The organism is Dactylosporangium sp. CA-092794 (assembly GCF_050948465.1).
Classification (GTDB): Bacteria; Actinomycetota; Actinomycetes; order Mycobacteriales; family Micromonosporaceae; genus Dactylosporangium.
This window is the reverse complement of record NZ_CP192044.1, coordinates 4,157,460-4,173,147: the sequence shown is the minus strand read 5'-3', so window position 1 is coordinate 4,173,147 and position 15,688 is coordinate 4,157,460. Positions and strand designations below refer to the sequence as shown.

Here is a 15,688-nt window from a genome sequence, read left to right as displayed (position 1 = left end):
TCTGTAAGCCCGACCTGCCCGCTGTTCTATCAGGCACGAGTTCAGTGAACAAGATGCGCCGCCCGGTGAACAGCGGAGATACCGCTGTCGGCGGCCTCGTCCAGCCGGACGGAGGATACCTCCGCGCGGCTTTGTTCACTATATTTCACAACGACGAAACGCGAGGCGGCTACGACGCGGCCCGACGATCGGGCCGCGCGCGGCGGGGTCACGGCAGGCGGATGGCGATCTCGACGCGCCGGTTGAAAGCCCGGCCGGGCAGGCTCGGCGATCCGTCGGGGTTGCTCTCTTCCGCCAGCGGCTGGCTGCTGCCGAGGCCGACGGAGGACACGCCGCCGGCGTTGACGCCATGGCCGGTGAGGAACGTCTTGACGGTGGCGGCCCGCCGTTCGGACAGGGCCTGGTTGGCCGAGGCCGTGCCGGTCTTGTCGGTGTGGCCGCGAACCTGGATGGTACCGCCGGCGAAGCGGTTGTTGATCAAGGTGACCACCGGCGTGAGCGTGTTGCTCTCGCCGAGCTGGTCGCTGCCGGTGGCGAAGAGGTTGTCGCTGTTGAACACGATGACGACGACCTTCTTGCCGGCGGCGTCCCGGGCGGTGACCAGGGAGCCCGAGATGCCGGTCAGGTCGGCGTCGAAGGACGGCAGGCGGAACAGCGAGTCCTTGACCAGGCGGACGCCGTCGTCCGGCTCGTTCGGGTTGGGAATGGTGCACGGAATGCGCAGCACGAGGCCGCCGCCGAAGTCCTGCTGGCCGCAGGTCGGATCCGGGGTACTGTCGCCGTTGAGGTCGTCGAGCCCGGGCTGGGCACCGGGCGGCAGCGACGCGTCGGCCGGCGGTGCACCACCGGCGCCACCGGCGTCCGTCGATGCGTCCGCGCCGTCGCCGGACGAGGCCGTTGTCGGAGCGGGGTTCGCCGCCGTGTTCTGGGCGCCGTGGCCGCACGCGGTGAGCAACAGCGCACCGCATGCGGCCACGGATAACAGCAGCCTGGACAGCCTGGGACTCGATCGCTTCATGCCGCGCAGCGTAGGCGCGCCCGTAAGCACCGACCGGTGTCTGACGTTTAGCCGACGGTAACAAAGCACGATCGAACCGCCATCCGGGCCCGGCGGTTACCCGGTGCGTCATTTGCCCGGAACCTGCTCCACTGTGCCGCCGGGGCGCTTCACGGTCACCGGTGCCCCGTAGTCCGACAGCTCCATCGTCACGGCGAGCACAGTGGTGGCGCCGGGAGGCGCTGCGCGAGCGTGCAGGGTGACCTCGTAGACCACCTTCGCCACCCGTTGGTCGGCGCCCACCGGTCACGTCGAGGCGGACGATGCGGATGTCGCACCCGCAGGGCGCACCATCCGATCCTCGCGGCCGGGCCGGACGTATGTCTCCGTGATCATGATGCTCGCGGTGGCCGCACACCGGGTTTGCCATGATCCCGGAGACTTGTGGTACACGGGGGTACATCACCGCTCCACGATCATGAAAAACCGTTGGTGTCGGCGGCGGGTACAGCATGATCGCGGAGACTTCCGGTCGCTACGCCGTGCTCCACATCGTGTGGTCGGGTGGTAGCCGATGGCTTGCGAAATTCGGTGTCGCTGCCCGGTCGAAGCCTGGTACTTACCGTAGATGCGCGAAGTGGAGCTGCCCGGCGGTAACACCACCGGCGCCGTGCTGATCGGTGGTGTCGTCCACAAGCCGGCCTCACCGTGGACGGCGACGGTGCACGCGGTGTTGCGGCATCTGGAGGGGGCCGGCTTCGATGCCGCTCCCCGCGCGCTCGGCTTCGACGACCAGGGTCGCGAGATGCTCACCTATCTGCCGGGAGAAACGATCGGAGACCGGGATCCCTGGCCCGGCTGGGCGTCGGCCGACTCGATGCTGGCCCAGGTCGGCCGGTGGCTGCGACGGGTCCATGACCTGACCGCCGACTTCACGCCGCCGGAGGACGAGCGTTGGTTCATCGGCGGCACGATGGGTCCCGGGTTGGTCGTCGGGCACCAGGACGCGTCCCCCTACAACGCGGTGGTGGACGGCGACCGGCTGATCGGTTTCTGCGACTGGGACATCGCCGGCCCGTCCTCACGGCAGTGGGATCTGGCGTTTTCCGCGCTGTCCTGGGTGCCGCTCGCGTCGCCGCGCGACGGCACGCCATTGAGCGACCGCGACCTGCGGGAGCGGTCCCGCCGCCTGCATCTGCTCCTTGACGCGTACCGCTACGACGGCGACCGGGCTGTCTTCGGAGCCGTGGTGCCCCAGCGGGCCCGGCGGCAGGCCGGCGTGATCCGCCGCATGGCCGCCGCCGGGGATGCGGCGTCCATCGCGCTGCTCCCCATCGCCGAGCTGCTCGAACGGTCCGCGATCGACGTCGAGGCCCTCCCGGACGCCTTCTGGCTGCATTGATCGAGGTGCGGCCAGCCGCAGCCCGCGCGCCGTGATCCAGGTCACCATTGCGGAGCCAACCTTTCGTGGCGTCGTGCGTCTATCGGTGCGAGAGCCGTACCCCAATCCACTGGAGTGCCGTGATGCGCCTGAAGGTTCGTTCCGTTGCTTACGTCGTGTGCGCGGCTGCCGTCGCCGCGATCGGCGCCGTGTCCGCCGTCGCGTTCGCCGACGACGCTCCGCCGCCGCCGCCGGCGGTGCCGTCACTGCGGTCGTCATCGATCCTGCCGTCGCCGTCACCGCGGTCGTCGTCGGCCCTGCCGTCGCCGGTGCCGCGGTCGTCGTCGGCCCTGCCGTCCCCGTCACCGCGGCGGTGACCCCGCCTCTCGATGGCGGGCCTCGGCGCCTCACCTCCTGTGCCCACCCCCACAGAAGCTCCGAGAAACTTTGAGAAACAAGCCTTGCCGCTGATCCGACCTCCGCGCACACTCGGGCTACAAGGTCGACACCCATCCGCAAGGGAGACCATCATGGGACTTCGCTACCTCGGAAAAGACCCCGCTTCTGATGGTGGGCAGTCGCCGACTGTCTGGGACGACGGTGAGACCTATGTCGTCCAGGGGTGGAGAGTCGATGACCCTGCGACACTTGCCGAGGTCGGCGACGTCCCGCCACACGAGACCCTGATTCGCATTCCCAAGCGACTGATGCCCATCTTCCCGGAGGTACGCGGTGGTCATGGCGCTGCCGAAGCTGGCTGACCTGCTGTTGTCCGGCAAGCGTCGCGCGTTGCACCTAGAGATGCGCGACACGTACGCCCGTACTCCACGCTTCGACGCTTGGAAGGCCGGCCGCATGTCGGAGCGAGGGGATGCCGACACCGAATGGCGGGCGCTGCTTGCGCCGCTGGCGGAGCACGGCGCGGACATCCGACGGCTCCGCATCGTCTCGGAGCCCATCACCGAATACGTCCGCTACGAGTACGAAGTCACGCCGCTGACCAACCTCGCCGCGGGTGAGGTCGTGCGATGGCTGCCTCGCGATCAAGCGTCCGACCTGAGACTTCCGGGCAATGACTTCTGGCTTGTCGACGATGCCCTGTTGTTCAACCTCTCCGGCGGTGACGGCGAGTGGCTCGGTGTGCAGCCGAACGACGACCCAGACGTGATCGCCTTCTGCGTGGACTCGTTCGAAACGGCATGGGGTCGCGCGGTCGACCACAGCAACTATCGCCCCGCCTGAGCCGCCGCCTTGCCCATCGAACCAACTCCCGCGATTGGCGAAGCTCGCGCTGCCCTCGCCGCGCGCCTGCGCGAGATCCGAGTCGACGCTGACGTATCGGCTATCGATCTCGCCAGGCGCGCGGGATGGCCGAGGTCGAAGGTAAGCAAGATCGAGCATGCCCGCCAGACACCGACGGCCGACGACATTCGGGTGTGGTGTCGCCACATCGGTGCCGACGACCAAGTGGCCGACCTGATCGCCACTCGGCACGCCGTCGAAGGCATGTGGGTCGAGCTCCGACGGCTGCAACGTACCGGCCTTCGTCGCTTTCAAGACTCGTTCGTGCCGCTCTGGGAGCGGACGCGGCAATTCCGCATCTACGAGGCAGGCGTGATTCCGGGCCTGTTCCAGACGTCTGCGTACGCCAAGGCACGTATGCGTCGCATTATCGAGTTCAACGGCATCCCCGACGACTTGGAGCATGCCGTGCAGGCGCGGATGGACCGACAGCGTGTTGTGTACGCGGGAGACCACACGTTCGCCGTGGTGCTCGAAGAGAACGTGCTGCACGCCCGCATCGGCGACACGGACATGATGGCATCCCAACTCGCGCACCTCATCTCCGTGGCCGTGCTTCCGAACGTGAGTCTCGGCATCATTCCGCGCAACATCGACCGGACCATGTGGGCAAGTCCAGGTTTCTGGATTTACGACGACGAGCGGGTCATCGTCGAGACGCCCTCAGCGCAGCTCACCATCACACAGCTGCGCGAGGTTGCCGTTTACGCGCGCTGGTTTACGGAGCTGTCGTCGATGGCCGTCGTCGGGCAGCCCGCGCGCCGACTCATCACCGATGCGATCGCAGCGCTCGACAACTGATCTGGCAGCAACTTCGAGAAACATCATTCCGAAGCAATCGGCATCGCTCATACCGTCTAAACCACTGGTGAGACGGTTGCGACTCTACTTCCGGCCGTCGAGCCACCGGCCCACCGGGGACCGCCAGAGCGATGCTGCCAGCTCTCCGCAGGCGGTTGCACCGGCGCCCTGGTGGCCGGTTCCAACAACAAACGCGGCTGGAAGCGGGCGCTCAATGCCCGTGTGACTGCCAGGCCGGCGAGGCGAGGCATGTGCGCGAACGTCATGGACGGGGAACGACTCGACCTCGCGGACGAGGAGGTCGCCCACTACCGAAACATGCTCAGCGCTCATGCAAATCAGGGTGCGCCGGGGCGGTGCGGTATCTGCCACCAGCGTAGGTGCCGGGACTGGACGGCAGCGTTCGACACCCTTGCCGCAGCGCACGCCCTCATGGGCACCGAGGAGGACTGGGACCGCCGCGAGCTTTACGGGGCCGTGCGATGACGAGCGTGGAGCCACCCATCGAGGTCGGGGAACTGCTCAGCCTGGCCGACCCTGAGTACATGTACGGTGCCGGATCGATCCGACTGCGCGTCACCATGGTGCCGCGCACCCAGCTGATGCCGGGCTACACCGAGGTCATCGGCCACCAGATCCTCTGGACCGGCGAGCGCGGCGACGACCGCGTGGTGTTTGTCCAGCGGGCGGCGCTGCCCACGATCCGGGCGAGATCCAACGTCGACTGAGAACCGAGAGGTGACGCCCGTGCACCAGCTCATCGCTGCCCCGTTTCTCGACGAGGGACACCTGGTCCTCCGGCCCGGGAGCGAGCAGGGATTGCGGATCCCCGCCGGGCACTACGAGGAACTTCGAGATTTGTCGGCTCGCAACGCTGCGGTGCCCGACTGGCTGTCGTCGGCCGCAGAGGCCGGCTGGAGCCTCAGCCTGGCGGGTCTGCCGCTCAACGAGGCCGTCAACGTGCGCCGACCCGGTCTGCTGGGCTACGGCAGGGCGACGTGGGAACTCAACCTGGGCTGCAACTACGACTGCGAGCACTGCTACCTGGGCCTGAAGCTGTTCGAGGGCATGGACTGGGACCAGCGGGTGCAGATGCTGCATGTCCTGCGCGACACCGGGGTTGTCTGGTTGCAGATGACCGGCGGCGAGCCCCTGGTCGATCGGCTGTTCATGGAGAGCTACCGGTACGCCTGGGACCTCGGGATGATGATCTCGCTCTCGACCAACGCGTCTCGGCTCTGGCGCCCGGAAGTCCTGGAACTGTTGCGCGAGCGGCCGGCCTACCGCATCACCATCAGCGTGTACGGCGCGACAGCGGCCAGCTATGACGCGCTGGTGCGCCGCCGCGGTGCGTTCGACAAGTTCCACCGAGGTATCACGGCGGCGGCCGAGGCGGGGTTGCGGATGAACTTCAACCTCCTCGCGACCACGACGAATGACACCGAGGTCGACGGCATGCGCACGTTGGCCGAGGGCCTGGGCGTGCCGTACCACGTGTTCAGCAACATGGCCCCGACGATCCAGGGCGACGCCAACCCGCTCGCGGTGCAGTCGATCCCGCTCATCGCCAAGCGCAAGCCGTTCCAGGGCTGCAACGCCGGGCACACGTTCTTCCACGTCGATCCGCACGGCAAGGCGTCGGTCTGCAAGATCGGCCGGGAGCCCAACATCGACCTTCTCGCCGAGGGCGTGGAGGGTCTGCGCCGACTCGGCGGCATCGCTGACGGACTGCTCACCAGACAGGGCGGTTGCACCGGGTGCACCGTCCAGGGGACATGCGGCACGTGTATGCCGCTGGTGCAGCTCTACCGCAAGGCGAAGTCACCGATGGAGCGCTACTGCCAGTACCGAGAAACTGGGGAGGTGATCATCAATGGCACCGACAGCGACGCTCCCGCGTCAGCGGACGCCGGTACCCGTCACGATCTCGCGACGGCCCGAACCGTCTGCTGAGGTGGCGAAGGTCGAGTTCGTCAAACTCGAAGCGACGGTTCTGGCGGGCAACAAGTGCTCGTGCAACGCCGGTGACGACGCGCCGTACTGAACCGGCGCGGTGGTACGAACGGGTGGTCTCGGCTGGGCGGCCGGGGCCACCCCTCGTCTGGGGTAACGTGGCCGGTCGACCCGGCCAGCGAGGAAGGAAATGCACCATGTTGACCCGCGTGCGCTGGGCAGACCTGCCCGACGAGCTCCGGCGGCTGATCGAGACCGAGGCCGGCGCCTTCGCGGGCGAAGAAAACATGACCTCAGGCAGCAACTGCCTGCTCGCCATGGCCATGACCACCGAGCACGGTGACCAGTACTTTCTCAAGGGCGTGCCCGACGACCGAGGCCGTGCCGTCCGGACACAGGCATACGAGGCCCTGGTCAATCTCAGCGTGCGTGAGGTGTCCGCACCGCTGGAGTTTCACATCGCCTCCGCCGGGTGGGATGTCCTCGGGTTCCGCTACCTCGCCGATCACCGGCAGGCCGACCTGTCGCCGGGCTCGCCAGACCTGCCACTTATTGCGGACATGCTCGGCCAGCTGGCAGCGATACCCGCTCCGCAGGACGTTGCGCTGCGCACGATGTCCGACCGGCTCGCCGGGTACGCGGGCGACCGCGCGGCCCTCCTCGACGGAGGAACCATCGCCCACACAGACATGCAAGCCCACAACGTCCTGATCGGGCCTACGGCCCGGCTCGTCGACTGGGCCTGGCCGGCGATCGGTGCGGCGTGGCTCGACACGGCATTCCTTGCCCTCCACATGATCCGGGCAGGACACGAACCGAAGGACGCCGAACGGTGGGCCGACGGTCTGCCCGCGTACGCAACGGCGGACGAAGAAGCCGTATCCACGCTCGTGGCAGCCAACGTCGCGCTCTGGGACGAGATCAGCACGGCCGACCCGAAGCCGTGGAAGCTGGAAGTCTTCGCCGCAGCTCGCCGCTGGGCACAGCACCGCGGCCTGTAGCTGCACGGAGCGGTTGGTTAGTTCACCGGGTTGTAGTTGTCGTACCGTGGCGGCGAGGTGACCTCGTCGGGTGCCAGATAGATAACCAGCCCGTTCATCTCCATGTTGTCGCCGTACTCGAACCCGGCGCTCAGGATCGCGGCAACGGTACCGGTCGGCGTCGGGGTGGTCGCAGTCATGTCGGTTCCTCTCTCGTTTGCGCGGTCCGGGCGATCCGGCCCAATCCGCGACGACACCGAGGTTTGGCGGTGGCGCACGGGCAGGGTCGGATCGCTCAGGCAGCAAGCGAGAACGACTCGTCGGAAGCCGCTTCGAAGCGCTCCGCCTCCGTGCACAAGGCGTCGCGGGTGCCGGGTAGCCGCTGACCGGGCAATCGGCATCGCTGGCCGCGTGCTGACACCGGGCAGTGGGCCGAACGTTGTACCCGATGTGCTCGCCGCAGTGGGCCACAAAGCCCATCAGGCTGCGGAACATCTCGGCGGGCGTGACGTCCCGTCCGGCCGGAGCCCGAAGGTCCGAGCTCTGGATGGTGATGGACTCCGGCTCGTTGGGCATGTCGAGCGTCATCGTGTAGGCGACCCAGTTACCACGCCGGATCATCCGACCGTCGTCCGTCGCGTACGGCGCAGCCAACGACACCACGATGTACTGGTCATCGGCGCGCAGCGTCGGAACAACAAACGTCCTGCTCAGCATGTCCGCTCTCCCGCCCGAGCGACCGGGTGCCGTTCTCGGGAGTAAGTCTGCTCGATAGGACCTGTCCGAACGGTGACGCCATCGCCGTCAGCCTCGTACGGCGCGCCGTCACCGCCGCCGCAGCCGTCGCCGAGTCCCCGCGACTAGGGCGGTGGGCCGACCGCGCCGCGGACCTCGGCCTCACTGCCGGTCGCCACCGTGCACGATCCGGCCCTCGAAGACCAGCCGCTCGGCGTTCACGGCACGACCGGGCGCCAGTGTAGCGGGGTGGAGAGCACCATCGAGCTCGACGGCTGGCCGAACGGGGCCAGCCGGTCGATCACCGACTCGAACTCCTCCATCGACGTCGTGGCCACCTTGAGGATCGAGCAGGCGTCGCCGGTCACCCGGTGGATCTCCAGGATCTCGGGCCACAGGGGCACGTCCGGGTCGCGCAGCACGCAGCGCGGGCCGTAGCAGGACATCCTGATCATGGCGATCACGTTGCGGCCGGCCTTGGTCAGGTCGACGTGGGCGTGGTAGCCGGTGAGCACCCCGGCGGTCTCCAGCCGGCGGACGCGCTCGGCGACCGCGGGCGGGGACAGGTGCACCCGGCGGGACAGCTCGGAGTAGGACAGCCGGGCGTCGTCCTGCAACTCGCGCACGAGCGCCCAGTCCATGTCGTCCACTGCCACCTTCCGATCCAAAGGTCGATCCGCCAGGATGGTTTCCGTTCGGTACTTGACCAGCCTAAACGACCGTTGATCAGGTCTTCTCTCCGGACGCGTCACCGAGCCAGGATGGAGGGGTGAGTGGCCCGATACTGGATTTTCCCGATCAGGTTCCATATGACGCCTATGTCCACGCCAGCACGCTCCACTCGCTGCAGCAGCCGCTGACCAAGGACCCCGGCGAGATGTCCTTCCTCATGGTCAGCCAGGTGATGGAGCTGTGGTTCGGGCTGGCCCGGCACGAGCTGCGCGACACCCAGCGGCTGCTGCGCGACGACGATGCGTGGGGTGCGCTGGCCCCGCTGCGCCGGATCAAGCTGCACCTGGAGGGGCTCATCGCCGCCTGGGGCGGGCTGCGCTGGATGACCCCGTCCGACTTCAACCGGTTCCGCGGGCAGCTCGGCGACGCCTCGGGCTTCCAGTCCGCGATGTACCGCCACCTGGAGTTCCTGCTCGGGCTCAAGAGCGAGGCGCTGATCCGGCCGTTCAAGCGCCAGCCGGAGCTCTACGAGGAGCTGACCGCGGCGCTGGCCGCGCCGAGCGTGTGGGACGACGTCACCGCGCTGCTGGCCCGGCGCGGCTTCGACATCCCGGCCGAGGTGCTCACCCGCGACCACGCCCGCGAGTACGAGCCGGCGGAGGCGGTCGAGCGGGCCTGGGTCGCGATCTACCACGACGACCGCGCCGACAACCCGCTGTACGCGCTCGGCGAGGCGCTCACCGACGTGGCCGAGGCGTTCGGCGACTGGCGGTACAAGCACCTGACCGCGGTGCAGCGGACCATGGGCAACAAGGCCGGCAGCGGCGGCTCGTCCGGGGCCGCCTGGCTGACCCGGAGCATGGCCAAGGTCGTCTTCCCCGAGCTGTGGTCCGCCCGGACGGTGATCTAGTGACGCAGACGGCAGCGGAGGACGACGCCCGCCGGCGCGACGCCGAGGACCCGGGCCACCGGGAGCTGTTCCACGTGCCGCCGGCCGAGGGCGGCGACTACCCGCAGACCGCCTACCTGGCCGGCAACTCGCTCGGCCTGCAGCCCCGGGCGGTGCGCGGCGAGCTGCTCGAGGAGCTCGACGCGTGGGCGCGGTTCGGCGTCGAGGGGCACCTGGAGGCCGAGCGGCCGTGGCTGCCGTACCACGAACTGCTGCGCGAGCCGGCCGCCCGGCTGGTCGGCGGGCTGCCGGGCGAGACCGTGGTGATGAACTCGCTGACCGTCAACCTGCACCTGCTGATGGTCTCGTTCTACCGGCCGGCCGGCGCCCGGACGCTCATCGTCGTCGAGGACACCGCGTTCCCGTCGGACAGCTACGCGGTGCGCAGCCAGGCCGCCTTCCACGGCCTCGACCCCGACGAGACGGTGGTGCGCACCACCGACCCGCTGGCCGCGATCCGCGCGCACGGCGACCGCATCGCGCTGGTGCTGCTGGGCGGGGTCAACTACCTCACCGGCGAGCTGCTGGACATCCCGGCGATCACCGCGGCCGGGCAGGCGGCCGGCGCGGTCGTCGGGTGGGACCTCGCGCACGCCGCCGGCAACGTGCCGCTGCGGCTGCACGAGTGGAACGTCGACTTCGCCGCCTGGTGCTCGTACAAATATCTCAACAGCGGCCCGGGCGCGCTCGCCGGTGCCTTCGTGCACGAGCGGCACACCGGCGCGGCACTGCCCAGATTCGAGGGGTGGTGGAGCACGGAGCCGGCCACCCGCTTCGAGATGGCGCCGGTCTCCCGGCCGCCACGGACCGCCGACGCGTGGCAGGTGTCCAACCCGCCGATCCTGGCCATGAGCCCGGTGCGCACCTCGCTGGCGCTGTTCGACGCGGTCGGCATGCCGGCCCTGCGGGCGCGCAGCGAGCGGCTCACCGGCTACCTCGAGGGGCTGCTCGACCCGATCGGGGTCGAGGTCGTCACCCCGCGCGACCCCGCCCGGCGTGGCTGCCAGCTGTCGCTGCGGGTGCCCGACGCGGGCGGGCTGAGCAAGGCGCTGCGGCACCGGCACGGGGTGATCACCGACAGCCGCGAGCCGGACATCGTGCGGCTCGCGCCGGTACCGCTGTACTCGACGTACCACGACTGCTGGCGGGCGGCCGCGGCCATCGCACACGAGGTGGGGTCATGACAGACATCGCCGTGGTCGGCGCCGGGCTCACCGGCAGCCTGCTGGCCTGTTTCCTGGCCCGGCGCGGGCACACCGTGACCGTCTACGAGCGCCGCGCCGACCCGCGCACCACCGGCGCCGAGCGCGGCCGGTCGATCAACCTGGCCCTGTCCGAGCGCGGCATCGACGCGCTGCGCCGCATCGGTCTCGACGGGCGGGCGCTCGCCGACGCGCTGCCGATGCGCGGCCGGATGATCCACCCGGCCACCCCGCCCGGAGGCGAGCTGGACTTCCAGTCCTACAGCCTCGACGGGCAGCGGGCGATCAACTCGATCAGCCGGGGCGCGCTCAACAACGCGCTGCTCGACGCGGCCGACGGTACCGCCGGCATCACCATCCGCTTCGAGCACCGGCTGACCGGACTGGACCCGCTCGTGTTCGCCACCCCGTCGGGCGAGGTGAAGGTGGGCGCCGACGTCGTCATCGGCGCCGACGGGGCGGGCAGCGCGGTGCGCGGCCAGCTGCTCGGCCTGGGCCTGCTGGCGGAGACCGTCGACTTCCTCGACTACGGCTACAAGGAGCTGACCATCGCCCCGGCCCCGGACGGCGACTTCGCGCTGGACCCGGGCGCCCTGCACATCTGGCCGCGGGGTACCTCGATGATGATCGCGCTGCCGAACCCGGACCGCACCTTCACCTGCACGCTGTTCTGGCCCAACGGCGGCACCTCGAGCTTCGCGTCGCTGGGCAGCCCGGCCGCGATCGAGCGCCATTTCCAAGCCGTTTATCCGGATGTGGTACCGCTGATGCCCAACCTCGTCGACGACTACCGGCTCAACCCGGTCGGGCTGCTCGGCACGGTCCGCTGCGGGCCGTGGCACGCGGCGACGCCCGGCGGCCCGGTCGGCCTGATCGGCGACGCGGCCCACGCCATCGTGCCGTTCTACGGCCAGGGCGCCAACTGCGGCTTCGAGGACTGCGTCGTGCTCGACCGGGTGCTCGACGAGACCGGCGACGACCTGACCGCCGCGCTGCCGCTGTTCGAGGCGCGCCGCCGCGAGGACGTCGAGGCGATCGCGGCCATGGCGCTGAACAACTTCGTGGAGATGCGGGACAAGGTGGCCTCGCCGCTGTTCCGGCTGGGCAAGACGGTCGAGCACGCCCTCGAGCGGGCGCTGCCCGGCCGGTACGTCTCCCGCTACGAGCTGGTGTCGTTCAGCACCACGCCCTACGCGCAGGTGCGCGACCGGGTGCGGCGGCAGCACCAGGCGCTGGCGGCGATCGGCGTGCTCGCGGCCGGCGCGATCGCCGCCGCGGTGCTGAAGGGGTGGCGGCGATGACGCTGGAGCACTTCGTCGGCGGCCGGTTCACCGGCACCGGCAAGACGTTTGCGAAGCTGAGCCCGGTCACCGGCGAGCTGGTGACCGAGGTCTGCGAGGCCGACGAGTCCACTGTGGACGCCGCCGTGGCCGCGGCGCGGGCGGCGGTGCGCGGCCCGTGGGGCCGGGCCGGCGAGCTGGAGCGCGCGGCCGTGCTGCGCCGCATCGCCGACGAGCTGGAGCGGCGCTTCGACGACCTGGTCGCGGCCGAGGTCGCCGACACGGGCAAGCCGATCGCCCAGGCCCGCACGCTCGACATCCCGCGCGGCGCGGCCAACTTCCGGGCCTTCGCCGACATCGTCTCCGCCGCGCCGGCCGAGTCGTTCAGCACCGGGCGCGCCCTGAACTACGCGCTGCGCAAGCCGGTCGGCGTGGTCGCGATCATCGTGCCGTGGAACCTGCCGCTGCTGCTGCTGACCTGGAAGGTGGCCCCGGCCCTCGCCTGCGGCAACGCCGTCGTGGTGAAACCGTCGGAGGAGACGCCGTCGTCGGCGACCCTGCTGGCCGAGGTGATGGCCGCGGCCGGCGTGCCCGACGGCGTGTTCAACCTGGTGCACGGCTTCGGCCCGGACTCGGCGGGCGAGTTCCTCACCCGCCACCCCGGCGTCGACGCGATCACGTTCACCGGCGAGTCCGCGACCGGCTCGGCCATCATGCGGGCCGCGGCCGACGGGGTGAAGGCGGTCTCGTTCGAGCTCGGCGGCAAGAACGCCGGCCTGGTCTTCGCCGACACCGACCTCGACGCGGCCGTCGCCGGCTCGGTGCGCTCCACGTTCACCAACGGCGGCCAGGTGTGCCTGTGCACCGAGCGCCTCTACGTGCAGCGGCCGATCTTCGACGAGTTCGTCACCCGGCTGGGCAAGGCGGCGGCGGAGCTGGCCTGGGGCTGGCCGCAGGACCCCGGCACCGCCACCATGCCGCTGATCTCCCGCCAGCACCGGCAGAAGGTGCTCGGCTACTACGACCTGGCCCGGGCCGAGGGCGCCACGGTGGTGACCGGCGGCGGGGTGCCGGCCTTCGACGACGCCCGCGACGGGGGCGCCTACGTCCAGCCGACCGTGCTCACCGGCCTCCCGCCGGACGCCCGGACCAACCGGGAGGAGATCTTCGGCCCGGTCTGCCACGTCGCGCCGTTCGACACCGAGGAGGAGGCGTTCGCACTGGCCAACGACAGCGACTACGGCCTCGCCGCGACCGTGTGGACCCGCGACGTCGGCCGCGCGCACCGGGCCGGCCGCGCCCTCGACGCCGGGCTGATCTGGGTCAACACCTGGTTCCTGCGCGACCTGCGCTCGCCCTTCGGCGGGGTCAAGGCCTCCGGCATCGGCCGCGAGGGCGGCGTGCACTCGCTCAACTTCTACTCCGAGCTGACCAACGTCTGCGTGGACCTGTCGTGATCGGCGACGGCCTGACCGTCGAGGGCGCCGCCCGGCCGCGCGGCCGGTTCCCGCACGTCAAGGTCGCGGGCGGCCTCGCCTACGTCTCCGGCACGTCCGCGCGCCGGCCCGACAACACCATCGCCGGGGCATCGGTCGACGCGCTCGGCACGACCAGCCTCGACATCCGCGAGCAGACCCGGGCCGTGCTGCGCAACATCGACGCCATCCTGGCCGCGGTCGGCGCGTCCCTGGCCGACCTGGTGCAGGTCACGACGTACCTGGTCAACATGAACGACTTCGGCGGCTACAACGAGGTCTACGCCGAGTTCTTCGACGAGACCGGGCCGGCCCGCACCACGGTGGCGGTGCACCAGCTGCCGCACCCGCACCTGCTGATCGAGATCCAGGCGGTCGCGTTGATCCCCGCTGGAGGTGGGAAATGACGGATTTGTCCCCAGTGAACTTCCCGGAGTGGCTGGCCGAGAACCAGCACCTGCTCAAGCCGCCGGTCGGCAACAAGCAGGTGTTCCCGACCGGGTCCGACTTCATCGTGATGGTCGTCGGCGGGCCCAACCAGCGCACCGACTTCCACGTCGACCCCTACGAGGAGTTCTTCTACCAGATCAAGGGCAACATGCACCTGAACGTCATCACGCCCAGCGGCCCCGACACGGTGCACATCCCCGAGGGCCGCATGTGGGTGCTGCCGGGCAACATGCCGCACTCGCCGCAGCGCGAGGCCGGCTCGATCGGCATCGTGGTCGAGCGGGTCCGCGAGGAGGGGACGCTGGAGAAGTTCCAGTGGTACTGCCCGTCCTGCGGCAACAAGGTGCACGAGGTCGAGCTGCAGGTGCGCGACATCGTGGTCGACCTGCCGCCGGTCTTCCAGGCCTTCTACGCCGACGAGCAGGCGCGGACCTGCACCGAGTGCGGGAACATCCACCCGGGCAAGGGATGAGAGTCGACGTCCACACCCACCTGGTGCCGCGCGGCTGGCCGGACCTCGCGGCCGAGTGCGGCGGCACCGGGTGGCCGTGGCTGCGCATCGACTCGGAGCGCGCCGCCATGATCATGGTCGGCGAGACCGAGTTCCGCCCGATCGGCCCGTCGGCCTGGGACGCCCGGACCCGGCTCGCGGACATGACCGCCGACGGCGTCGACCTGCAGGTGATCTCGCCGACTCCGGTCTTCTTCTCCTACGACCGCCCCGCCGACCAGGCGATCAAGGTGGCCCGGATCTTCAACGACCTCACCCTGAAGCTGGCCGCCGAGGGCGACGGCCAATTCGTGCCCTTTTGTCAGGTACCCCTGCAGGATCCAGACCTCGCGTGCGCCGAACTGGACCGTTGTCTCGCCGCCGGTCACGCCGGCGTCGAGATCGGCAACCACGTCGGCGACCGCGACCTCGACGACCCGGGCATCGTCGCGTTCCTGCAGCACTGCGCGGCGGCCGGCGCGCCGGTGTTCGTGCACCCCTGGGACATGCCGGACGGCCCGCGGCTGGGGCGGTGGATGGCCCGCTGGCTGACCGGCATGCCCGCGGAGACGCACCTGTCGATCCTGGCGATGATCCTCGGCGGCGTCTTCGACGCGGTGCCGCCGTCGCTGCGGATCTGCTTCGCCCACGGCGGCGGCAGCTTCGCCTTCTGGCTCGGCCGGGCCGAGAACGCCTGGCACCGCCGGGGCGAGGTGGTCCGGGGCCGCTCCGCGCACCCGCCGTCGCACTACGCCGACCGGTTCTGCGTCGACTCGGTCGTCTTCGACCCGGCCGCCCTGCGGCTGCTCGTCGCGACCCTCGGCGCGGACCGGGTGCTGGTGGGCAGCGACTATCCGTATCCGCTCGGTGAGCGTCCGGTGGGCGCGGTGGTCGACGCGGCCGACTTCCTCACCGACGCCCAGCGCGCCAAGCTCCTGGGCGCCAACGCGCTGCATTTCCTGGGAATGCAATAGAGCTACCGCGATGTCCGTCGTGGTCCGGACCGTAACTCCCGTGGCCT

General features: G+C 69.9%; 18 protein-coding genes. 13 read left to right on the top strand and 5 right to left on the bottom strand.

The window, feature by feature from the left end:
• Window positions 1-208: 208 nt before the first annotated feature.
• Window positions 209-1,018 carry an OmpA family protein gene (locus ACQPXD_RS18005; RefSeq protein ID WP_432839856.1) on the bottom strand — a complete coding sequence of 270 codons (810 nt, stop codon included), beginning with the start codon at window positions 1,016-1,018 and terminating at the stop codon, window positions 209-211.
• Window positions 1,019-1,126: 108 nt separating this feature from the next.
• A complete protein-coding gene (locus ACQPXD_RS18000; RefSeq protein WP_432839854.1) occupies window positions 1,127-1,273 on the bottom strand; it encodes a hypothetical protein in 147 nt (48 codons plus the stop codon).
• A 352-nt stretch (window positions 1,274-1,625) separates the two neighbouring features.
• Between ACQPXD_RS18000 and ACQPXD_RS17995 the strand changes: the two genes are divergently transcribed.
• Entirely contained in the window at window positions 1,626-2,399 is a 774-nt protein-coding gene (locus tag ACQPXD_RS17995) for a phosphotransferase (protein WP_432839852.1), read from the top strand.
• Window positions 2,400-2,547: 148 nt separating this feature from the next.
• On the opposite strand, the gene ACQPXD_RS17990 is transcribed toward ACQPXD_RS17995, so the two are convergent.
• Window positions 2,548-2,808 (bottom strand): hypothetical protein, encoded by a 261-nt coding sequence (locus ACQPXD_RS17990; RefSeq protein ID WP_432839850.1) that lies wholly within the window; start codon window positions 2,806-2,808, stop codon window positions 2,548-2,550.
• 308 nt (window positions 2,809-3,116) lie between these two features.
• On the opposite strand from ACQPXD_RS17990, the gene ACQPXD_RS17985 reads away from it, so the two are divergent.
• From ACQPXD_RS17985 to ACQPXD_RS17965, 5 genes are all read left to right on the top strand, one after another.
• Window positions 3,117-3,620 (top strand): DUF6879 family protein, encoded by a 504-nt coding sequence (locus ACQPXD_RS17985; protein ID WP_432839848.1) that lies wholly within the window; start codon window positions 3,117-3,119, stop codon window positions 3,618-3,620.
• Window positions 3,621-3,629: 9 nt separating this feature from the next.
• Window positions 3,630-4,481, top strand: coding sequence for a helix-turn-helix domain-containing protein (locus tag ACQPXD_RS17980; RefSeq protein WP_432839846.1), 852 nt, complete (start codon window positions 3,630-3,632; stop codon window positions 4,479-4,481).
• Between the two features lie 482 nt (window positions 4,482-4,963).
• On the top strand, window positions 4,964-5,209 hold the full coding sequence (locus ACQPXD_RS17975; protein WP_432839844.1) for a hypothetical protein: 246 nt from the start codon (window positions 4,964-4,966) through the stop codon (window positions 5,207-5,209).
• A gap of 19 nt (window positions 5,210-5,228) precedes the next feature.
• On the top strand, window positions 5,229-6,434 hold the full coding sequence (locus ACQPXD_RS17970; RefSeq protein ID WP_432839842.1) for a radical SAM protein: 1,206 nt from the start codon (window positions 5,229-5,231) through the stop codon (window positions 6,432-6,434).
• A gap of 197 nt (window positions 6,435-6,631) precedes the next feature.
• Window positions 6,632-7,435 carry a hypothetical protein gene (locus tag ACQPXD_RS17965; RefSeq protein ID WP_432839840.1) on the top strand — a complete coding sequence of 268 codons (804 nt, stop codon included), beginning with the start codon at window positions 6,632-6,634 and terminating at the stop codon, window positions 7,433-7,435.
• A 17-nt stretch (window positions 7,436-7,452) separates the two neighbouring features.
• On the opposite strand, the gene ACQPXD_RS17960 is transcribed toward ACQPXD_RS17965, so the two are convergent.
• Complete coding sequence (locus tag ACQPXD_RS17960; RefSeq protein WP_432839838.1) at window positions 7,453-7,614, bottom strand: hypothetical protein; 162 nt, start codon at window positions 7,612-7,614, stop codon at window positions 7,453-7,455.
• A 753-nt stretch (window positions 7,615-8,367) separates the two neighbouring features.
• The gene (locus tag ACQPXD_RS17955) at window positions 8,368-8,799 is read right to left on the bottom strand and encodes an Lrp/AsnC family transcriptional regulator (RefSeq protein ID WP_432843888.1); all 432 of its coding nucleotides are present in this window, start codon (window positions 8,797-8,799) and stop codon (window positions 8,368-8,370) included.
• A gap of 119 nt (window positions 8,800-8,918) precedes the next feature.
• On the opposite strand from ACQPXD_RS17955, the gene ACQPXD_RS17950 reads away from it, so the two are divergent.
• From ACQPXD_RS17950 to ACQPXD_RS17920, 7 genes are read left to right on the top strand one after another with little or no spacing between them, the layout of a single operon-like run.
• Window positions 8,919-9,731, top strand: coding sequence for a tryptophan 2,3-dioxygenase (locus ACQPXD_RS17950; RefSeq protein ID WP_432839836.1), 813 nt, complete (start codon window positions 8,919-8,921; stop codon window positions 9,729-9,731).
• Window positions 9,731-10,954, top strand: coding sequence for a kynureninase (gene kynU / locus ACQPXD_RS17945; protein WP_432839834.1), 1,224 nt, complete (start codon window positions 9,731-9,733; stop codon window positions 10,952-10,954). Before ACQPXD_RS17950 ends, kynU begins: the two co-directional genes overlap by 1 nt.
• Window positions 10,951-12,273, top strand: a complete 1,323-nt coding sequence (locus tag ACQPXD_RS17940; RefSeq protein WP_432839832.1) for an FAD-dependent oxidoreductase — start codon at window positions 10,951-10,953, stop codon at window positions 12,271-12,273. Before kynU ends, ACQPXD_RS17940 begins: the two co-directional genes overlap by 4 nt.
• Entirely contained in the window at window positions 12,270-13,709 is a 1,440-nt protein-coding gene (locus ACQPXD_RS17935; protein WP_432839830.1) for a 2-hydroxymuconic semialdehyde dehydrogenase, read from the top strand. The genes ACQPXD_RS17940 and ACQPXD_RS17935 overlap by 4 nt, the downstream gene beginning before the upstream one ends.
• On the top strand, window positions 13,706-14,134 hold the full coding sequence (locus ACQPXD_RS17930) for a RidA family protein (protein WP_432839828.1): 429 nt from the start codon (window positions 13,706-13,708) through the stop codon (window positions 14,132-14,134). The genes ACQPXD_RS17935 and ACQPXD_RS17930 overlap by 4 nt, the downstream gene beginning before the upstream one ends.
• Complete coding sequence (locus ACQPXD_RS17925) at window positions 14,131-14,649, top strand: 3-hydroxyanthranilate 3,4-dioxygenase (RefSeq protein WP_432839826.1); 519 nt, start codon at window positions 14,131-14,133, stop codon at window positions 14,647-14,649. Before ACQPXD_RS17930 ends, ACQPXD_RS17925 begins: the two co-directional genes overlap by 4 nt.
• Entirely contained in the window at window positions 14,646-15,641 is a 996-nt protein-coding gene (locus ACQPXD_RS17920) for an amidohydrolase family protein (protein ID WP_432839824.1), read from the top strand. The genes ACQPXD_RS17925 and ACQPXD_RS17920 overlap by 4 nt, the downstream gene beginning before the upstream one ends.
• The last annotated feature ends 47 nt before the right edge of the window (window positions 15,642-15,688 follow it).

Excerpts from the sequence above, each read along its gene's own strand:
- ACQPXD_RS18005 (WP_432839856.1), bottom strand. The coding sequence starts at position 1,018 with ATGAAGCGATCGAGTCCCAGGCTGTCCAGGCTGCTGTTATCCGTGGCC.
- ACQPXD_RS17960 (WP_432839838.1), bottom strand. The coding sequence starts at position 7,614 with ATGACTGCGACCACCCCGACGCCGACCGGTACCGTTGCCGCGATCCTG.
- ACQPXD_RS17940 (WP_432839832.1), top strand. The coding sequence starts at position 10,951 with ATGACAGACATCGCCGTGGTCGGCGCCGGGCTCACCGGCAGCCTGCTG.
- ACQPXD_RS17985 (WP_432839848.1), top strand. The coding sequence starts at position 3,117 with ATGGCGCTGCCGAAGCTGGCTGACCTGCTGTTGTCCGGCAAGCGTCGC.
- ACQPXD_RS17975 (WP_432839844.1), top strand. The coding sequence starts at position 4,964 with ATGACGAGCGTGGAGCCACCCATCGAGGTCGGGGAACTGCTCAGCCTG.
- ACQPXD_RS17995 (WP_432839852.1), top strand. The coding sequence starts at position 1,626 with ATGCGCGAAGTGGAGCTGCCCGGCGGTAACACCACCGGCGCCGTGCTG.
- ACQPXD_RS17965 (WP_432839840.1), top strand. The coding sequence starts at position 6,632 with ATGTTGACCCGCGTGCGCTGGGCAGACCTGCCCGACGAGCTCCGGCGG.
- ACQPXD_RS17935 (WP_432839830.1), top strand. The coding sequence starts at position 12,270 with ATGACGCTGGAGCACTTCGTCGGCGGCCGGTTCACCGGCACCGGCAAG.
- ACQPXD_RS17920 (WP_432839824.1), top strand. The coding sequence starts at position 14,646 with ATGAGAGTCGACGTCCACACCCACCTGGTGCCGCGCGGCTGGCCGGAC.
- ACQPXD_RS17925 (WP_432839826.1), top strand. The coding sequence starts at position 14,131 with ATGACGGATTTGTCCCCAGTGAACTTCCCGGAGTGGCTGGCCGAGAAC.